Annotated in this window: 16 protein-coding genes; 10 read left to right on the forward strand and 6 right to left on the reverse strand. The window is 67.8% G+C overall.

The genetic code is table 11. The annotated features are described in order from the left end of the window. Nucleotides 1–584 (forward strand): helix-turn-helix domain-containing protein (locus tag Aau02nite_RS46860; protein WP_246595665.1); only part of this gene is annotated, 584 nt, incomplete at its 5' end. A gap of 748 nt (nt 585–1,332) precedes the next feature. On the opposite strand, the gene Aau02nite_RS35010 is transcribed toward Aau02nite_RS46860, so the two are convergent. Then, nucleotides 1,333–2,442: a DegT/DnrJ/EryC1/StrS family aminotransferase gene (locus Aau02nite_RS35010; protein ID WP_212992911.1), complete on the reverse strand. Its 1,110-nt coding sequence runs from the start codon at nt 2,440–2,442 to the stop codon at nt 1,333–1,335. Further along, on the reverse strand, nt 2,439–2,888 hold the full coding sequence (locus tag Aau02nite_RS35015) for an NAD-dependent epimerase/dehydratase family protein (protein WP_281421105.1): 450 nt from the start codon (nt 2,886–2,888) through the stop codon (nt 2,439–2,441). Before Aau02nite_RS35015 ends, Aau02nite_RS35010 begins: the two co-directional genes overlap by 4 nt. Before the next feature lie 85 nt (nt 2,889–2,973). Between Aau02nite_RS35015 and Aau02nite_RS35020 the strand changes: the two genes are divergently transcribed. From Aau02nite_RS35020 to Aau02nite_RS35045, 6 genes are read left to right on the forward strand one after another with little or no spacing between them, the layout of a single operon-like run. Beyond that, entirely contained in the window at nt 2,974–3,678 is a 705-nt protein-coding gene (locus Aau02nite_RS35020) for an AfsR/SARP family transcriptional regulator (RefSeq protein ID WP_212992913.1), read from the forward strand. Nucleotides 3,679–3,723: 45 nt separating this feature from the next. Continuing rightward, entirely contained in the window at nt 3,724–3,927 is a 204-nt protein-coding gene (locus tag Aau02nite_RS35025; protein WP_212992914.1) for a hypothetical protein, read from the forward strand. A gap of 45 nt (nt 3,928–3,972) precedes the next feature. After that, nucleotides 3,973–4,647, forward strand: a complete 675-nt coding sequence (locus Aau02nite_RS35030) for a hypothetical protein (RefSeq protein WP_212992915.1) — start codon at nt 3,973–3,975, stop codon at nt 4,645–4,647. Then, nucleotides 4,641–5,009 (forward strand): hypothetical protein, encoded by a 369-nt coding sequence (locus Aau02nite_RS35035; protein WP_212992916.1) that lies wholly within the window; start codon nt 4,641–4,643, stop codon nt 5,007–5,009. Before Aau02nite_RS35030 ends, Aau02nite_RS35035 begins: the two co-directional genes overlap by 7 nt. Beyond that, a complete protein-coding gene (locus tag Aau02nite_RS35040; RefSeq protein ID WP_212992917.1) occupies nt 5,006–5,830 on the forward strand; it encodes a hypothetical protein in 825 nt (274 codons plus the stop codon). Before Aau02nite_RS35035 ends, Aau02nite_RS35040 begins: the two co-directional genes overlap by 4 nt. Nucleotides 5,831–5,845: 15 nt before the next feature. Further along, nucleotides 5,846–9,328, forward strand: coding sequence for a S8 family serine peptidase (locus Aau02nite_RS35045; RefSeq protein ID WP_212992918.1), 3,483 nt, complete (start codon nt 5,846–5,848; stop codon nt 9,326–9,328). A 17-nt stretch (nt 9,329–9,345) separates the two neighbouring features. Here the strand turns inward: Aau02nite_RS35045 and Aau02nite_RS35050 are convergent, their stop codons facing one another. From Aau02nite_RS35050 to Aau02nite_RS35060, 3 genes are all read right to left on the reverse strand, one after another. Continuing rightward, complete coding sequence (locus Aau02nite_RS35050; protein ID WP_212992919.1) at nt 9,346–9,753, reverse strand: hypothetical protein; 408 nt, start codon at nt 9,751–9,753, stop codon at nt 9,346–9,348. Between the two features lie 6 nt (nt 9,754–9,759). Then, nucleotides 9,760–10,572: an IS5 family transposase gene (locus Aau02nite_RS35055; protein WP_212992920.1), complete on the reverse strand. Its 813-nt coding sequence runs from the start codon at nt 10,570–10,572 to the stop codon at nt 9,760–9,762. Nucleotides 10,573–10,657: 85 nt separating this feature from the next. Continuing rightward, entirely contained in the window at nt 10,658–11,050 is a 393-nt protein-coding gene (locus tag Aau02nite_RS35060; protein ID WP_212992921.1) for a helix-turn-helix domain-containing protein, read from the reverse strand. A gap of 769 nt (nt 11,051–11,819) precedes the next feature. Here Aau02nite_RS35060 and Aau02nite_RS35065 point away from each other — a divergent pair. Beyond that, entirely contained in the window at nt 11,820–14,627 is a 2,808-nt protein-coding gene (locus Aau02nite_RS35065) for an NACHT domain-containing protein (protein WP_212992922.1), read from the forward strand. Nucleotides 14,628–15,425: 798 nt separating this feature from the next. Here Aau02nite_RS35065 and Aau02nite_RS35070 read toward each other — a convergent pair. After that, nucleotides 15,426–16,214: a pentapeptide repeat-containing protein gene (locus Aau02nite_RS35070; RefSeq protein WP_212992923.1), complete on the reverse strand. Its 789-nt coding sequence runs from the start codon at nt 16,212–16,214 to the stop codon at nt 15,426–15,428. 92 nt (nt 16,215–16,306) lie between these two features. Between Aau02nite_RS35070 and Aau02nite_RS35075 the strand changes: the two genes are divergently transcribed. Further along, complete coding sequence (locus Aau02nite_RS35075) at nt 16,307–16,588, forward strand: hypothetical protein (RefSeq protein WP_212992924.1); 282 nt, start codon at nt 16,307–16,309, stop codon at nt 16,586–16,588. Further along, complete coding sequence (locus Aau02nite_RS35080; protein ID WP_212992925.1) at nt 16,585–17,613, forward strand: hypothetical protein; 1,029 nt, start codon at nt 16,585–16,587, stop codon at nt 17,611–17,613. Before Aau02nite_RS35075 ends, Aau02nite_RS35080 begins: the two co-directional genes overlap by 4 nt. The last annotated feature ends 43 nt before the right edge of the window (nt 17,614–17,656 follow it).

A 17,656-nucleotide genomic window follows, 5' to 3' on the forward strand; every position in this document is an offset into this window, starting at 1 on the left:
TGCTGATCTACCGCACCCTGACTGGCCAGCTGCCGTGGGACGGAGGAACCGTCGCGGCTTTGCTGCGCGCGCATCAATACACCGACCCAAATCCGCTCCCGGTAGTCGAAGGCCTCCCACACCAGATCGCAACACTGGTCGCACAATGCCTGAAGAAGCGGCCTGCGGAACGTCCCACTAGCGGCGATGTCGCACACGTGCTCGCCAGCTTTGCCGCTAACACGGCCCTTGGTGTGCCAGTCGCCGCCCGCGCCTACGTGCCCGACTGGGCCGGGAGCAGCGAGGACACCACCATCTTGCCAGCAAAAACCTTGCCCCCGAACTCTCCGAGGTTCGTCGGAGTGGCCCGAGTTAACGCTACCCTGGCCGGTGGGAACGACGACAATGCCAGCGAGCTCTCGCCGCAAGAATTGCAAGTTCTCCAGGGCATGGCCGACGGCAAGAGCAACGTGGAGATAGCGCGTGAGCTTTCGATCAACGAGCATCTGGTTCGCGGACACGCGCGAAGTATCTTCCGCAAGCTAAAAGCGCGCGACCGGGCACACGCGGTGGCCGCTGCCTTTCGCGCCGGTATTATCTCATAGCGGACACTTTCCGCGATACCGACATAAGGCCCGCGACACGTATGAACGTGAGGGATCCGGTATTCCGACGATGTCGGTCTCCGCGTCCGCGTGGAATTCCCATGCCGTACGTCAAGCAGTATGTGGTGGCGCTGACTACGCGAGCTGGACCGATATGGCTTGCGGCCACGGACTTCGGCGTAGAAGACTTCGGCGAGTCGTCAAGGGCGCGAGTTGCCGCGCGTAAGCCTCTTCGGCCGAGGTGGAGGCATCGGCCACATTGAGGATCTGCGCCAGCTGCAGCAACTCGCGATCCCGCGCATGTGGATCGTCGCCACCCGGCAGTGGCAGAGCCGTCCGAATGGCGTACTCGGCGGGCCACATCGTGCCGACCAACGCCACTCTTCCCGAAGCAGCGCCCGGACGGTACTCGCGGCAAGACCAGCACTGACGCAGAGGTAACGCTGAAGCTCGTCCAGCCAGACGACTGTGCGAGGTGTCGGTTCAGCGGGCAGGGGCTCGTACCGCTCGCTCGTCTGGATCCGGGTGCAACAGCCACTAGTCTGGCAGCGTCGCCAAGATCGCCTCGTACATCGTGCCTGTCGGCCCACCGACGACCCGCCCACCAGTAGGATGCAGAGTCGTTCCAGGTAGACGGGCATGCGCGGCGGATCGCACCGATCCAGTCACGGTCGACAGCCTCGGGTACGTCGCGCGGCTTGGTAGACCTAAGGTCGAAGTCGGAACTCTCTCGAATTCGTCGAGGGGATCAGAGATCGCGAGCCGAAAGGCGGAGTTCTTCCACGCCTGTCGCGACCTCGGCCAGCACCGTGGCGATCTCTTCGTCGGTGATGTCCGACCAAGTGGGCAGCCAGGCGCACGAGCGCGAGACTTGTTCGGCGACCGGGCACGTATGGGGTGCGAACCCACGGTACCGCGGCAGCTCAGTGAGGGCCGGCCAGACCGCCCGCGCGTCGATGCTGGCACGGCGCAGCGCGGACACGAGTAGGTCCCGTGTTCCGGGATCGGTGACGACGGTGTGCAACCAGCACGACGGTGAGGCGCCGACCCGGACAGGCCGGGTCCCCAGCCCGAGCGGGGCCAGACCGATGCCGTACCGAGCGTCGGCCCGCATCCGTCCCGCCACCAGCTCGCCCCACCGCTCGGCCTGCGCCAAGCCCAGCGCGGCCGTCAGGTTGGTCATGCGTGCGTTGCGACCGGCAACCTCGTGCCAGTAGGGCCGTTCAGCGGTCATCCCATGATTGCCGAGCAGGCGCACCCGATCCGCTAGCTCGGTGTCATCGGTACAGACACCACCGCCCTCGCCGGTGGTTACGGCCTTGTTGGCGTGAAAGCTGAAGATGGAGATGTCACCGAAGGAGCCCGCGGGCCGCCCGGCGAGCACCGCGCCGTGCGCCTGCGCCGCGTCTTCTATCACCGGCACTCCCAAGGACGCCAGCCGCGAGTAGTCGGCGGGGTGGCCCAGCAGGTCCACCGCGATCACCGCGCTGGTGCGCGCGGTGACAAGCGCCGCGGCTGCGGCCGGGTCGAGCGTCCAGTCCGTGGAGGACACGTCGCACAGCACGGGTGTGGCCCCGACTGTGCATACCGCGGCCGCTGGGGCAGCGAACGTCAGCGCCGGCACGATCACCTCGTCTCCCGGCCCGACACCCAGCGCTGCCAGCACTAGTTCGAGTGCTGTCGTCCCACTGGACACCGCTACGGTGTGCCCCCGGCCGACGTGCGCCGACACCGCCGCTTCGAAGCGCTCGACGTACGGCCCGGTGCCCGAGATCCAGCCGGAGGAGAGCGCGTCGGCGACGTTTCGCTCCTCCTGCGGTCCCAGCGTCGGCCTCGACAGCGGCATCCATACGCTCACACCGGCTGGACCTCTCCGGGTTCGGACCAGCCGCTGCGCGCCTCAACCAGCACCGCGGCCAGCGTCTCGGTCAAGGGCGTGCGGGCTCGCCAGCCCAGTTCGGCCTCAGCGCGCGCGTTACGGCCGATCAGACTCCCGGCATCGTTCGGCCGGTGCCGCGACCGGTCCGAACGGGCGTCGAGCGTGACCCCGGTCAGCCGGCCGAGCAGTGCGACGAGCGCGGCGACGCTGGTGCCGGTTTCGGTGCACAGGTGGTAGGCGCGGCCGGGCTCTCCGCCATCCATGATCCGGGTCAGTCCCGCGACGACGTCTCCGATGCCGACGAAGTCCCGCACGATGTCGGCGTTGCCGACGCGAATGACAGGGCGCCCCTCGCGCTGTGCCGCCAGAATGCGCCGGCACAGGGTAGGCACCAAGTAGCTGGGCGCCTGACCCGGCCCGATCACATTGACAGCAGGTGCCGGTCGCAAGGGAGACGGATCGGTGACGGCGCGGTGACTGTGCGCCAATTCCCAGGGCTATTCTCTAGGCGTGCTGCACGAATTCTCGCTGCACTTGACAGGCGCCTTCCAGCTGTGCCTGGACGGCCGGCCGGTCGCGGTGCCGCACGCGGTCGAGCGGCTGCTGGCCTACCTGGCTCTGACCGGGCGGCCCGTCGCCCGGTCCCGCGTCGCCGGCACGCTGTGGCGCGACAGCGAGGAGATCCGGGCAGCGAAATGCCTGCGTACGGCCCTGTGGCGGCTGCAACGGGTGGACGCCGGCATAGTCACGACCGCCGATGACCGGGTCGGGCTGGGCGCGGACGTGCCGGTCGACGTCAGCGAGTTGCTGGGCCTCGCGCAGTCGCTGGTCCGGGACCCGGTCGACCCGGACGCGCTCGCCTGCCTGCCCCGCCTGCTCGACGGGCGTGACATGCTGCCCGATTGGGACGAGGACTGGATCGTGCTCGACAGGGAACGCTACCGCCTGCTGCGCCTGGAGGCCCTGGAGAGCGCGGCCACCGAGTTGCTCGCCCAGCACCGGCTGCCGGACGCGTTGCTGGTGGCGAGCGCGGCGGTCCAGTCCGAGCCGCTGCGCGAGTCGGCCCGCCGGCTGATCGTCCAGATCCAGCTGCAGCAGGGCAACCTGGTCGAGGCCCTGCGCTCGTACCAGCAGTTCCGCGCGCTCCTCGGGTCGGAGTTCGGCCTAGAGCCCTCCGCCGCGATGCAAAGCCTGGTAACGATGCTGCGGGCGTGACGGCGTTGTGACTGCTGGATGACCGTCTCAGTGGAGGGTTCGTCCATGCACGACGATCAGCCACGTGAGCAGCACCGGGTCGCCGTGCTCCGGGTTGACGTCCGCGGCTCGCCGCCCCGGGATCTCATCGTCATGGTGGTCGAGGTCGGCCGGCGGCGCGGGGACGACCGGGTGCTCGGAACCGCGTCCACGCCAGAGCGGGTCGCCGAGATCCTCCGGGACTGGCTCGAGGCGTTGACGGCGGGGTGACGCTGGCGGGACGGCCGGGAGCCTGGCGCCGGGCAGCCTGATTCCATGGTGTACGAACCAGAGTTGGCCTGGGAGGCGTCGCTGCTGGCGGCGATGCGCGACGACCTGGCCGCGCGCGCGACCTCCGAGATGCTCGACGAGACCCTGCTCGACCTGCTGGATCCGCTGGACCCGGCCGAGGCGATCAACGTGGGCAAGGCGCTCAGCCACATCGAGGAAGGCGCCTGGGCCGTCCTCACCGACCCGACCGTACGGCAGGTCGCCCAGGTCGCGCTGCCGCTCGCCGGCGGCGCGATCGGGACCGCGGCCGGCGGCCCGATTGGCGCCGCAGCCGGCGCCAAGATCGGCACGATCCTGGGCGGTGCGGTCGCCCCCGCGCCGCCCGCCCAGCCGAATGCGGGGGCGAAGGCGGCGGGGGTGCAGGCGCTGGCCGCGGCGAACACGCAGAACGTGCAGCTGGCACTGGTCGCGGCCGCTCTTGGGCCGAAGGGCGTCCAGATGATCAACGGAATCCCGGTCGCGGCCCTGCTCGCCGCGATGAGCACGCTCTTCGCGCGGGCGGCGGCCGAGGCGGACCAGCGGGCACGGCAGACCGGCGCGGCGCCCGCGGCCACCGCGCCGGCCGAGAGCGTGACCGCGTGGGACCCGCCCGACCGGCACGTCTACGAGTCCCTGCTGGCGGCCGAAAGCCTCGACCTCGCGGCGGTGCTCTCATGGTGACCGAGGACGTGCTGGACCCGCCGCTCGACGATCCCGCCCGCGCCGTTTCCGGGCTGCTCCAGCAGCTGCTCGGCGGGATGCTGAGCGACGAGCTGGCGATGATGCTGGCGCAACGGCTGCTGGGCGCGTTCACCGGCAGCCCGGCGCAACCGGCGGCGGACAAAGATCTCGCCGAGCGCAATATCGTGCTCGCCTCAGCGCTGGGCGCCTGCGACTGCTGGGGCGAACGGCCGGACTGCGACGTGTGCGGCGGAGCCGGCGCGGCCGGCTGGACCTCTCCCGACCGGGCGGCGTTCGACCTGTACGTCGCCCCGGCACTACGAACCGTCGACCGAAGCACCGCGGAAGGAGCGGGGTCATGACGATCTACCTGGACGACGACGAGGACGACTTCATCGGCGAGGCCTACGAACTTGACGGCGACGACCTGACCGATGGGATGGACGAGGACGAGGCGGAGGCAGTGCGCGACCGCCGCACCACCGCCCGCCGGACGCCTGGGCAGCAGGCGCTGATACGCCGGGCGGCTCGCCAGCAGCTCGCGTCACTCCGCCGTCCGCTGCCGACGGCGACGGTCCGTGACCAGCGGGCGGCGTCGGCAACCACGGCAGTGCGGCGCACCCAGGACGCCGTCCGCGCGGTCGATCTGCGCCAGCGGGTGCAGACCGACGAGGTCGACGCCCGGGTCCGGGCTCATGGCCGCCGCGCCGAGGGCCTTGAGCGCGCCGTGGCCGCCGGGATCGTGGCAGCTCAGCTGCAGGCCACTTTCGGCAATACCGGGGCGCTGAACAACAACGTGGCCCGCACGGTGTTGCCGCTGTCCTCGCTGCTCTTCCTCCGGCCAGCCCGGGTACCGGCCTGGCAGAACCCGAAGATCGTCGCTCCGGCACTGGTCGCCGCCATGGTCCTCGGCAAGGACCTGCTGGGACACGACTCTAAGGTCGCCTCTGTCCGCGTCACCGCCACCAACGCCACCAGGACCGGCGAGACGGTCTTCGTGAAGGCGGAAGCCCTCGACGCCCGGGGACGAGTGATCCCGGGCGTAACCCCCCAGATTGTCCCCACGGGGGCGACGGCCACCGGCCGTCCCGGTTTCTTCCAGCTCGGGGCGGCCAAGAGCATCGCGGAGTTCACGGCGACCGAGGGCACCGCGTCCGACACGCTCGTCATTAACGTGAAGTGACCCGTGGATCCCGCGATGCGGGAACTGTTGCGGCGGACGGGCCGGCGCGGCGAGATCGAGGCGGTCATGCGACTCGCCGCGCCGGGACTGACCATTCCGGGCGTGCGCGTGGTGGCCGCCTTCGGCGACGTCGTCACCTGCCGGATGTCCGCCGGAGCGGCCACCCGGGTACACGCCGACCCCCGCTGTGTCAGTCTCAAGGCGTCCCGGCCCTTGGGCCCGGAGCCTTCCGCCGGGGATGCCGGGACAGCGCCGCCGCAGCCGCTGCCCACCGACTTTCGCCGTCCGGCGGGCCTGCCGTTCACCGGCGCCGGGGTGGTCGTTGGTGTGGTGGACTGGGACTACGCCTTCGCCCACCCCGCGTTCCGCCGGCCCGGCCCGGAGCCGGCCACCCGGTTACTGGCACTGTGGGACCAGCGTGGCGGGCGCTCCGGCCTCTCACCCGAGCCGTTCGGCTACGGCCGCCGCTTCGACGCGGCCCGGCTCGACGCCGCGCTGCGCCGGCCGGACCCGTACGAAGATCTCGCCTACTCACTCAAACCGGGCGGGCACGGGACCCACGTAGCCGACATCCTGGCCGGGTCGGCCGCGGACGGCCCCAGCGGCGTCGCGCCCGGCGCCGACCTCGTCTTCGTGCACCTGGCCGACCGCAACACCGGCGGACTCAACACACTCGGCGACTCGGTCCGGATCTTGGAAGGGATCGCGTTCGTACTCGGCATGGCGACCGGCGCGTGTGTGATCAACTTGTCGGCCGGCGCCATTTCTGGCCCCCATAACGGTGGGACCTTGATCGAACGGGCCCTCGACAACCTGCTGCGCGAGCGGCCCGGCACCTGCGCGGTCCAGTCCGGCGGGAACTACGGCGACCGCCCGGTGCACGTGCAGGGCCGGGTCGGCGCGGGCCGGACGGTCGCGGTCACCCTGCACACCCATCCGGACGACGCCACGATGAACGAGGTCGAGCTCTGGTACGCCGGGGCCGACACCTTCGCGATCCGGGTCGTCTCCCCGGCCGGCGGCCGGTCACCGTGGACGCTGCCTGGCCGGCGACAGGTCATCGGCGACCCGGACCACCCGGCCGGCCTGCTCTACCACCGGGCCCGCGAGCCGAACACCGGCGACAACCACGTCGACCTTTTCCTGCAGCCGTGGGCGCCGGCCGGCGAGTGGACGATCGAGGCATACGGCGTCCGGGTCCGCGACGGCACCTTCCACGGCTGGGTCGAGCGGGACGAGGCCTGCCCGCACTGTCAGGCCACCTTCACCGGCGACCTGGTCTCCTCGCGGGTCACGATCGGCACGCTCGCGACCAGCCACCTGCCGGTGATCGTGGGCGCCTGCAACGGCCACCGCCCCGAGCACCCGGTCGCGCCGTTCAGCAGCCGCGGCCCAACCCGCGACCAACGGGTCAAGCCCGACGTGGTCGGCCCCGGCCAGGAGGTCCTCGCCGCCAACGCGCCCGAAGGTTGGACCCGCAAGTCCGGCACCAGCATGGCCAGCCCGTACGTCGCCGGGGCGGCCGCCCTCTGCCTCGAAGCACTGCCCGGCGCCCCGGCGACCCGGATCCGCGAGCTGCTGCGGGCGGCGGCCGTGCCGGTCACCGCCGGGCCTAGCGATCCCTGCAGCCAGGGCGCCGGATTTCTGGACCTCACCAAGCTGACCGCGCTGCTGCGCCGGACTCAGGAGCCGAAGATGACCGCCGAATCACCGGACGAACTGTACGAACGATTCCTCGCGGGAGCCGGCTGCCCGGCCGGATACACCGTGGTCGCACTGCCCGGCCAACCCGCGGCGGTCTGGCCAGCCGAGGGCGACCGGCTGATCCGGGTGCTGTTCGGCTGGCCCGGCCGCGGTCGCTCGACGGCGCTGACCGCGCCCCCGGCCTTCGACCGCGCCGGCCCACCCGGCGAACCGCATGGCCCCGGCTACTACGCCCCGGTCACCGGCGACGGGCCACCCCGCCGCATCCTCGACGGCCACGGCCGGATGCCCCCCGGCCAGCTCCTCCTGCGCCCGGAACCGGCAGCCGAGCAGACCGGGCAGAGCACTCCCGATCATGTCACTGCCGCTCGCGGCGCTTGGAAAGACTTGAAGCTCCCGACCGGTGTCGACATCCGGGACATCTCCCAGACGCCGTCCAGGCTGCTCCACAAGTTCGTGCTCTCGGCGTGGACGAACAGCGCCAACGACGTTTACGTCGCGAAACGGGCCAACCACAGTGAAGCTACTCTTTTTACTGCGCTCTACCATGAGGCCCAGCACATCCGGCAGTTCCGCGAGCACCACGTTGCGCGGCCCTCGTCGTACGCGCAAATGATGCTTTTTGAAATCGACGCCTATATCCGCACGGCGTGGTGGTGCCAGGGGAACTCGGACTCGGATGTCCGGAAGTACGCGGAACAAATGCGCAAGGCAGCCATGGAGTTCACCTCCGAGTATCTAGCCGGGTGGCAGCACCGGGCCGCAGAAAAACGGTTCCGCGACTTCCTGATCGGCAAGGAGTACCTCCCGAAGCACACGGAAATGCCCGATCTCTACGAACCCCCCACCGCGAAAAGCGCCGAATCGGCGGAGGTCGCGCCCGCCATGGTGATCGCCGCCGCCGGGCTGGGCATCGCCACGTTCGAGGCACTGAAGGAGTACGTCTTCGACGGCGACTTCAAGGTAGTCTCCGCCCCGGCCTACTACATGCATCAGAGCGGACCAACCGGCCTGACCGTACAGCGGAAGACGTTCCTACTGCCGGTCCACGCCGTCCACAATCTGCTGTCCCAGCAGGAGTTCTGGCTCGAAATCATCCTGGACTACGACGGGATGAACATCCAGCACGTGGCGATCCACGAGCAACGCGACCGGTCCAGCAGCCTGCTCACCGGCAACTTCACCATCACCCTGACGCCGGGGCCGGCCACCCCGGAGAACGAGCCCGTCGCCGCGATCGCCTACGAGATCGACGGCGTCTGGGACCCGGTCGGCCCGGGCGAATGGCACTTCAGGGGCACGCTGGTGGTAGACGCCGCCGGCAACCTGCAGATCCGAGGCTTCCAGGCCGACGACCGCAAGGTCGGCCTGGGCACGCCGATCGCTAGCGGCGGCGGCCCAGTGCCGATCCGTCGCAAGGGCGGCGCCGGCCACAACGTCTTCTTCGCCCCGGACAGCGCCACGATGACCGAGGACGCGGACCGCGAGCTCTGGGCCTGGCGCAACGACATCGATAAGGCAGCTCCCGGCGCCCTCAAGGTGATCGCCGCCGGCCAGGCTCCGTTCCGCATGGCCGGCCACGCCTCGACCACCGGCACCGTCGAGCACAACCTCCGCCTGGCCGAGCAGCGGGTCGCCACCGTCATATCCCGGCTGAGGAAAATCTTCGGCTCCGGCACCCAGGTGACCACCGTCGAGCCGGGCGAGCTGGGCGCCGCCACCGCCGACGGCCAAGAAGCCCCCGGCGAGCGGCGGGTCGAGATCGAGGTCGAGTACGAGTACTTCGAGCTCTGAGAGGGTGGTCCGTGAGGTTATGCCCGTTTCTCGGTGAGTGTGAATAGGCCGGGTTGGCTCTCGGTCAGGATGTGCCGGTTGACCAGGCGTTTCAGCTTGGCGCGGATGCCTTCGGTGTCTTTGGGTTCGGTGCCGATACCCAGCGCGAGGCAGACGTCTTTCGCGCGCAGGGCGCCGCGGTCGGGGGTGAACACGGCGAGGATCTGCTGGTAGGGCTCGCTGATGACGGACGGCTCGGATGCGGTCACCTCGTGTTCGAGGATTTTGGTCAGGGTTTGGCGGGTGGTCGCCAGGTCGGCCAGCTCGCACTCGATGGCGGCCACCTCGGCGGCGAGCTTGGCCTGCTGCTCGCGCAGGTCGTCGCGCGCAGCGGACGCGGCGGCTTCGCGGGCGGCGATCAGGCCGAGAACGGTCGCGGTGTTCACGCTCGATCACCGCCAGGACGGTGTGCTGGTGCCGGTCAACCGGCGCACGAGGTTCGCCGTCGAAGCCCACAGAGTGCGTGACACCGACGACTCCGGGCGGCTCTCGTACTCACGCGCGAGGCGCCGGTGCAGCATCAACGTGCCGTTGACCTGCTCCACCACCCACCGCTTCGCGATCGGCACGAACCCCGGCCTGCTGTCGGACCGCTTGACGACCTCCACATCGACGCCCAGCACCGCGCCGTGGATGCCCAGATCATGCTTGAACCCGGCGTCCACCCACGCCCGGGTGACCGTCGGGGTGTGCTCGACGACCTTGTCCAATAACCGAACGCCGATCGCGGTGTCGGTGACGCTCGCGGCGGTCACCACCACCGCGATGATCAACCCGAGCGCGTCCACCGCCAACCCTCGTTTGCGACCGGGCACCTTCTTGCCGGTAGTCGCGGCCGGAACGTGGTTCGCGGCCCGGACCGACTGGGTATCCATGATGATCGCGGACGGATCCTCCCGGCGGCCGGCCTTCTCCCGCGCCTGGCAGCGCAGCAGATCATGAATGGCCTGGTCGGTGCCGTCGTCACGCCACAACGCGAAGTAGTAGTACGTCGCCGACTTCGGTGGCAGGTCATGCGGCAGATAAGCCCACTGACACCCGGTCCGATTCTGATAGAAGATCGCGTTCACGATCTCCCGCAACGAGTAGCGGCCCGCGTGTCCCGACACCGACGGATGCTTCCCTTTCCACGCCTCCAAAAACGGGCCCACCACCGCCCACTGCTCATCGGTCAGATCGCTGGGATACGCCTTCCGTTCGCCCATGACCAGCTCAACCCGCACACCCACCGACCAGACATCGGCGCAGCTCAAAGGTCACGACATCGAGCGATGACGAACTACGGAAAGCTCACAAACCGCCCTCTGAGGCCATGCCGGCCGCCGTGAGGATCTCCCAGACCGTCGTGGCGCCGATGCGATGCCCGAGGCGCACGAGTTCGCCCTGGATGCGGCGGCAGCCCCACCGCGGATGCTCCTCGGCCAGCCGCAGCGCCAGTGCCTTGACCGCGCTCGCGGTCGGCGGCCTGCCAGGGCTTCGCCGACCCTTGCTGTAATCCAATTTGCGGGCGATCAGGCGGCGGTGCCAAGCGAGCAGGGTTGCGGGTGTCACCGGGAATACCTGCGCCCACCGGCGTCGGGGTAGCAGCGAGGACAGCGCCGCGAGCCACAGCCGGTCCGCGGGACTGTACCGCCTCGGGCCGGTGAGTCGCCTGCTTAGCACCGCGTTCTCGTGCTGCAGCACGAGCAGCTCGGCCTCCTGGTCACGTCCCGGCGTAGCAGCACCGCCGGGACCGCGAGGAGCTTCCGTGCCAGCTGGTACACCAGTGAGATGGTCACCTGACCAGGGTTCCAGCAGGTCGTCCTGCCGCACCACACCGAACCCAGCAGCAGCGACGAGTTTCCGAACGGCACAGGACCGACGGGTGGCGATCTCCAGGAAACTACACGTAGATCCGTTTGAGCAACATCGTGTCGATGGTGAAGAAGTCGCAGGCCGCAGGGTGTGGGTCTGGGCGGTCAGGAACTGTTGGCTGGTGGGGCCGGTTCGCCGTGGTGCCGGGTCGAGGTCGGTAGGAAGCGGACCGTCACCGGGTTACGAAACGTTCTTTAGGAGTTCCATGCGTCTAGGTCTCCGACGCTGGTGTCCGCCTCTTCTGGACCCGGCCACTGCGGCATGGTGAGAATCAGGACTCGCAGCGGATCGGCGCCGGTGCACCGAAACTGAAAGGGCAGTTTGGTGGAGATGTCGACGGCGACCCCGTACCAAAGTGCGGTGATCTCCGGTGGCGCCTCCGCTCCTTCTACCCAGCGCGGCGAAGCTGATCGGCGTGCCGGCCTTGCTTAACTGCTTGACCAGCAGCTGAGCGGACCAATGCGTCACCCCCAGACCAGAGTATCCCGCGCTTAAACCGTCAAATCACTTCAGACACGCGACACTAGGTCAAGCCATCGCAGCACGGTGTCAGGCCCGGGAGGCGGCTGATCCCTTGACGTTGCCATGATGTCGAACCATGACTGGCGATCCGCGGCTGACCCGTCGACGTCTTAACCGGCTCGCCGGGCTGAGTACCCTCGTGCTCGGATTCGGCGCCGTTGCGACGAACCTGGCAACTGCGGCCCTGCCAGATTGGGCGGAAGGGGTGGCCAGCGATCCCAGGTGGACCTGGAGTGCGGCCGGTGGGTTCCTGCTCGCAGCTGTCCTGCTCGCTGTTCGAGACCAGCGCCTGTCCGCGGTCGCCGAGAGTCCGGGCGCGACGAACTTGCCGGCCCGCAATGCCTCCTTTGTCGGCCGGCGTTGGCTGCTGCGTCAGATGCGTAAGGCGTTGACAGCTGGACCGGTAGCGGTCATTGCTGTTCACGGGCTCGGCGGCACTGGCAAGTCGCAACTTGTGCTTGAATTCGCCCACCGTTCGTACTGCTCCGGTAAGTACTCGGTCGTGTGGTGGATCCGCGCGGACACCCGGGTGACCCTGCTCGAGGACTTGGCCGATCTGGGCGAGAAGCTTGGTGAAGGTAGGCGCGCGGACCGTGAGAAGGCAGCTGCCGACGCGACGGCCCAGCTCGCAGGCCGGGATGGCTGGCTTCTGGTGTTTGACAACGCCCGGGCCTCGGACGAGGTTCGGCCCTGGCTGCCTGCCGGCACCGGCTGCGCCGTCATCACTAGCAGGAATCGGGGTTGGGGCAGCATTGCCACGCAGGTCGACCTCGTCCAGTTCCGCCGTCGCGAATCGTTGCGTTACCTGCGCCTGCGGGCCGGACGCAGGCGCTACGACCGGGCCGCCGCCACCGAGCTGGCCGAAGCGCTGGGAGACCTACCGCTCGCGCTCGCGCAGGCTGCAAGCTATCTGGAGGTCTACGACCTCACCGTCAGTGATTTCCTCGATCGGTACCGCGACCGGGGTATGGCCGGACAGCTGCTGGCCGGCTCGGTCGAGGGTTATCCGGAAAGTGTCGCCACGACGTGGCTACTCCACCACGACCGACTAATTAGAGAGGCGCCGGACGCGTTGGAGTTGTTGCGGCTCTGCAGCTTCCTCGACACCGACGACATCGACCTTGACTTATTGGAGATCAACGCGCCGGACGGCGACCCGCGGCCGATCGAGGGCCCGCTAGTCACCGCGAGCCTGATCGACCGCGTTGCGGGACGGCGAGTACGGGTCCACCGGCTGGTCGCCGAGGCGACGCGACTGCATCTGGCCGCGGATATATCCGGTTCAGAGACGGTGGGCGGCTGGGCCGCCCGTGTGATAGCCAAACTGGACGATCTATTCCCGAACGACCCTAGTGACCGGACGAACTGGCCGCGGTGTGCCGCGCTGTCAGGCCACGTGACCATCGCCGTCGAGCACGCCAGCAACTACGGAGTGACGACCGGCCCGATCGTGGCGCTCGCGGCTCGACAGTCCTCCTACCTGCAGGCGAGCCAGACGAGCGCTCCCGTGGCGACGGGCCGCAGGGCGGTGTCGCGGATGCGGGCCGCCGTCGGGCCCATGGTCGAGGCGCTGACCGGTCGATATGAGCGCGCCTACCTCAGACTTCTTTCCCGGTCGCTTCGGTACACTGGGGACACTGCCTCGGCAGGCCAGAGTACCTTCACCCTGGAGTTGAGCCAAACCTATGTCGACGTGTCGGCGACCAGTCAGGCTGGGCCCGAGCAGCGATCGATAGTCGAATTCCTGAACGCTGGCATTCCCGGAGTAGTGATCGTCCTGGGCGACCCCGGCAGCGGCAAGTCGACGCTGCTTCGCTACCTCGCCGCTAGCGCCGCCACGGCATCGCGACCTCACCGTCGGCTGCCGATCCTCGTCAGCGCGCGGACGGTCGCTGGTCGGGCCGACTTCGCGCCATTGCCGGAGATAGCACGCCTCAACGCATACGTTCAGGCTGCTGAGCCAGTCGGCTGGTGGGAGAAGCGTCTGGTGGCCGGACGATGCCTGGTTCTGGTGGACGGCTTGGACGAGGTGTTCGATGCGAGCGGCCGGCAAGCCGTAGCCGACTGGATCGAGCGGCAGGTCGCCGCATATCCTTTGAATCAATACGTCATCACCTCGCGGCCGGTTGGTTACCTCGAAGCCGCACTACCCGGCGCGCTTGTCATGCAGTTGGCACCGTTCAGCTGGGCACAAGTGGGCGAATTCATTACCAGGTGGTATCTGCAACAGGAGATTCAAGCCATCGGCGTTGACAGCATCGAGGCCGAGCGCCGAGCGGCAAAGGCCGCTGAGGAGCTCCAAGCCGCTCTGGGCACAAGTCATGCTCTCCGCGAGATCGCCCGTGTCCCCTTGCTGCTCACGATGATCGCCAACGTCCACCGCTTCCGCCAAGCGCTTCCGCTCGGGACGGCCGAGCTTTACGGCGAGATCGTGGACTCCATGCTGCGGAGGAGTGATGATCGGGAGTCAACGATGTCGGCCATTTGGCGCGTACCGGTGCTGGCCCGGGCAGCATTCGCGTTGTCCCAGCAAAGGAGTCAGCAGCTATCTCGCGCGGAAGCCGTCTCCGTCGTCGCTGCCGCACCCGAGTTGCCAACTGACGTGGCACCCGAAGGCTTTCTCGATGACGCCGTGCGAAGCGGATTAATCGTCGATGAAGGCGTCTACGCCTTCGCGCACCTTACTATCCAGGAATACCTAGCCGCGCGGCACCTGCGCGACCACAATCTGCCCGTGGACGGATACATCAACGACCCCATGTGGCGGCAGATACTCGTCTTCGCCGCCCAAATGGGCCTCGCTGACGAGATCATCAGTGCGTGCTACGCCTCCAACAGCGACGATGCACTGAGGCTAGCCGAAGACTGCGGCCCCTACGCCTGACCATATCTGTCGCTGTGGGCCTCGTCGGGCATATCTCCAGGGCCAGCGCCGCGAGAGTGCCCTGCAAAGCGCACCATGACTGGTCGACCGCCGAGGAAGGCGACCGCCTAATCCGGCAGAGCTCCTGCGCCGGGACGCGTCAGCTGACGAAGGGCGCGTGACATTCAGCCGCCCGCGTTACGCCGGTCAGCAGCCCAGGGCGGTGGCATTTAGCCAGACGCCGTAGTGGCAGCTTATCCGGTAGGCGACCGAGCGACAGCAGCAACGTTGATTGCATGGAGCAGGACCACCGGAGAGTGTTTGCTCGGATGGTCCGGCTTCCGTGCCCGCTACGGCAGCGGGATGATCGTGAGTAGGAAGGATGGTCGCGGGATATTGGTTTATGTAGATCTTGGGAAACAAACCCCACCCGGGTCACGTAGATAGCACCAATTGGATCTTTGGCGCCGACAGCGATGGACGCTTTTACTCGGGTAGGTATGCTGATTGGCGACCAGGGAAAACACGCATGAGCATGCCGCTGACCCAAATGACTACTGGGGGTCAAAGGTGGAGCGGGCAGTGGTCGAGCGATGGATCACCCTTGCATGACCAGGTAGATGGCCGTTGAGCTGCCGACGCGGCTCGCCGTCTAGCAGCTCGGTGGACGTGCACGTCGCTCGCGGATCACTTGACTAGCCCAGTATGAAGCAGCCCACCGCGCCATCATTCGGTGCGCTTCGCTGCCTGTCGATCGCCGGCGCCCTTGCACGTTTCGCCGAAGGCCAAACACGTTACCCAGGGTTCGTGCTTTTGCGGTCATTGACAAGCGGCTGAGCGCGATGGACCCGGTGAACCGCCCCATGTCGACGTCCGAGGAGCTGGAAATCCCGAAGGGGCTGGAAATCCCGAAGGGGACGGCGCGGTCGCAGACGGCATAGCCGAGGCTGATGCCGCCGGCCGAGACGGCTCACTCGAGGCAGCGTCTTCAGGAAGCAACGCGCCCGCCACATCGGCGTCGGTTAGGGTCGTCCCGTCGAGGTTGGCGCCGGCGAAGTCTGCTCCTCTCAGGCACGCCATGGTGAAGTCCGCTCCGCGGAGGTCTGCGCCGCGGAACCTTGCATCTCTCAGTTGCGCGCCGCGAAACGACGTGCCGTGCGCGATGATGCCGGAGAAGTCGCGACCGGTCAGCACGAGGTTGTCCAAGCGGGAGCCCGAGAGCTGGGCTCCGCGAAGATCCTTCTCGCGCAGTTCGCGGATCTCCTTACCACGCAGGTCCGCTCCCGCTTCTGGAGCGTCGGGTAGAGCACCCGCCCACGGCAGCAGGCCGGTGGCGACGAGGAACCCAGCAGCAACTCCCAGCAGGCCGCGTACCGAGCCTGCTCGGCCGGCGAAGAGACGTTCACCGGCACGGACCGTGCCGACAGCCACAATGACCGCGATGATGACCAAGGCGCCAACCTTGCCGAAGGCGGCACCCGCCAGCGCGGCCGCGATCACGGCCGCCGCGATCCAAGTCCACCACGACCGAAACAGCGAACTTTTGTCGGCAAGATTGATCAACCGTGGCAGCCACGGCGCGTCCGATTCCGTGCCCGACTTGGTCAACCGACTGCTCCAAGGTCCACTGCGGCGCCTTCCATTTCCTCAGTAATGATCAGATGCCGACGGCTACGATGTTCGTGACCGAAGGAGCAGCCATGCAAGCCGGTTCGACACGGGCCACCTCCGCCGGCCTCATCGTCAGCGCCGCCCTTCTGGCTTTTGTGGTATTCCACCTCATGACCCAGGGACCGACGTTGCGACCCCCGGGCATCGATCCGCCGGGTGGAGGTGGGGCTGGCCCCGGCAAGCGACACAACGTTGCCTGGTGCCGCCTGCTTCTGATCACGAGGAACGGTCGCCTCTATTGCGAGGGACGCGAGTGCAACCGCTACGTCCCTGACGAAGAGGTCATCGACGACGACCCGCTCGGCGCATGACCGGATTATTGTCGGGCGCGCGCCAGACGATCGGTCAATATTTCAGCCTGGTCAGCTTCCTTCCTTCACTCTTTCTGGTGTCGTACTGCTCAGTCCTGATCAGCACTGGAGCACTCACCGGTCCGCCCGACCATAGCGGCATCCGAGACGCCCTCGCTAAGGTGGATCTTGGCGGCGCGGCAGCGCTGAGCCTCGTGGCCCTCGCCGTCAGCGTTGTGATGCATCCCCTGCAGTACATGATTGTGCAGTTGACCGAAGGATACTGGGGCCTGGGAACGCTGTCGCGGCGCACACGTTCCCTAGCGGTGGATCGTCATATCCGGCGTCGGGAAGCTATCTATGAATTGCGGAAGGACGCCGAGAGGGTACGAGCCGCGCTCGAGCAATCGGGGAAAGCTCCCACCGCGGACGTATACCAAGAGTTACTTACCCTTCACTATGAGTCATGGCGATTGAGTTCCGACTATCCGGAGTCCGCTGACCATGTCATGCCGACGCGTCTGGGCAACGTCCTTCGCCGTTATGAGGTAGGCGCTGGCGAGCCTTTCGGGTTGCCCGCCTCCGCGCTTTTGCCGTTAGTGGGTCTTGTCGCGCCAGTCAACGAACTGAACTACCTGAACGACCGGCGCTCGGCGATGGATCTCGCCGTCCGCACTGCGGCCGTCTTCGCCATCGCTTTCGGCATCAGCGTGGTCTTCTTCTGGGACGACGGGTTGTGGTTGCTGACCGCTCTCGTCCCGTACGCTCTTGCGTACCTGTCCTACCGGGGTGCCATCGTGCAGGCGCACGACTACGGCAACGCGATGGCCAATGTCGTCGCCATGAACCGCTTCGCCCTATACGAGCGCCTGCATCTGGAACTGCCGAACAACGTCCAGGAGGAGCGCGATCTGCACGGCAAGTTGCGCCCGATGTTTGATTTACAGCCCCTACAGACGCTGACGTTCAAGCATCCCGAACCACCACCGCTTGCGGTCGGCCTCGCGCCGAGCCCGCCCGCCAGCAATCAGCCGGCGCCAGAATGAGCACCTGTCCTTCAGGGCAAGCGCTCGATCTCAGCCACCTCGG

It is taken from the genome of Actinoplanes auranticolor, assembly GCF_018332655.1.
Lineage (GTDB): Bacteria > Actinomycetota > Actinomycetes > Mycobacteriales > Micromonosporaceae > Actinoplanes > Actinoplanes auranticolor.

Excerpts from the sequence above, each read along its gene's own strand:
- Aau02nite_RS35065 (WP_212992922.1), top strand. The coding sequence starts at position 11,820 with ATGACTGGCGATCCGCGGCTGACCCGTCGACGTCTTAACCGGCTCGCC.
- Aau02nite_RS35045 (WP_212992918.1), top strand. The coding sequence starts at position 5,846 with ATGCGGGAACTGTTGCGGCGGACGGGCCGGCGCGGCGAGATCGAGGCG.
- Aau02nite_RS35055 (WP_212992920.1), bottom strand. The coding sequence starts at position 10,572 with ATGGGCGAACGGAAGGCGTATCCCAGCGATCTGACCGATGAGCAGTGG.
- Aau02nite_RS35040 (WP_212992917.1), top strand. The coding sequence starts at position 5,006 with ATGACGATCTACCTGGACGACGACGAGGACGACTTCATCGGCGAGGCC.
- Aau02nite_RS35080 (WP_212992925.1), top strand. The coding sequence starts at position 16,585 with ATGACCGGATTATTGTCGGGCGCGCGCCAGACGATCGGTCAATATTTC.
- Aau02nite_RS35025 (WP_212992914.1), top strand. The coding sequence starts at position 3,724 with ATGCACGACGATCAGCCACGTGAGCAGCACCGGGTCGCCGTGCTCCGG.
- Aau02nite_RS35075 (WP_212992924.1), top strand. The coding sequence starts at position 16,307 with ATGCAAGCCGGTTCGACACGGGCCACCTCCGCCGGCCTCATCGTCAGC.
- Aau02nite_RS35030 (WP_212992915.1), top strand. The coding sequence starts at position 3,973 with ATGGTGTACGAACCAGAGTTGGCCTGGGAGGCGTCGCTGCTGGCGGCG.
- Aau02nite_RS35035 (WP_212992916.1), top strand. The coding sequence starts at position 4,641 with ATGGTGACCGAGGACGTGCTGGACCCGCCGCTCGACGATCCCGCCCGC.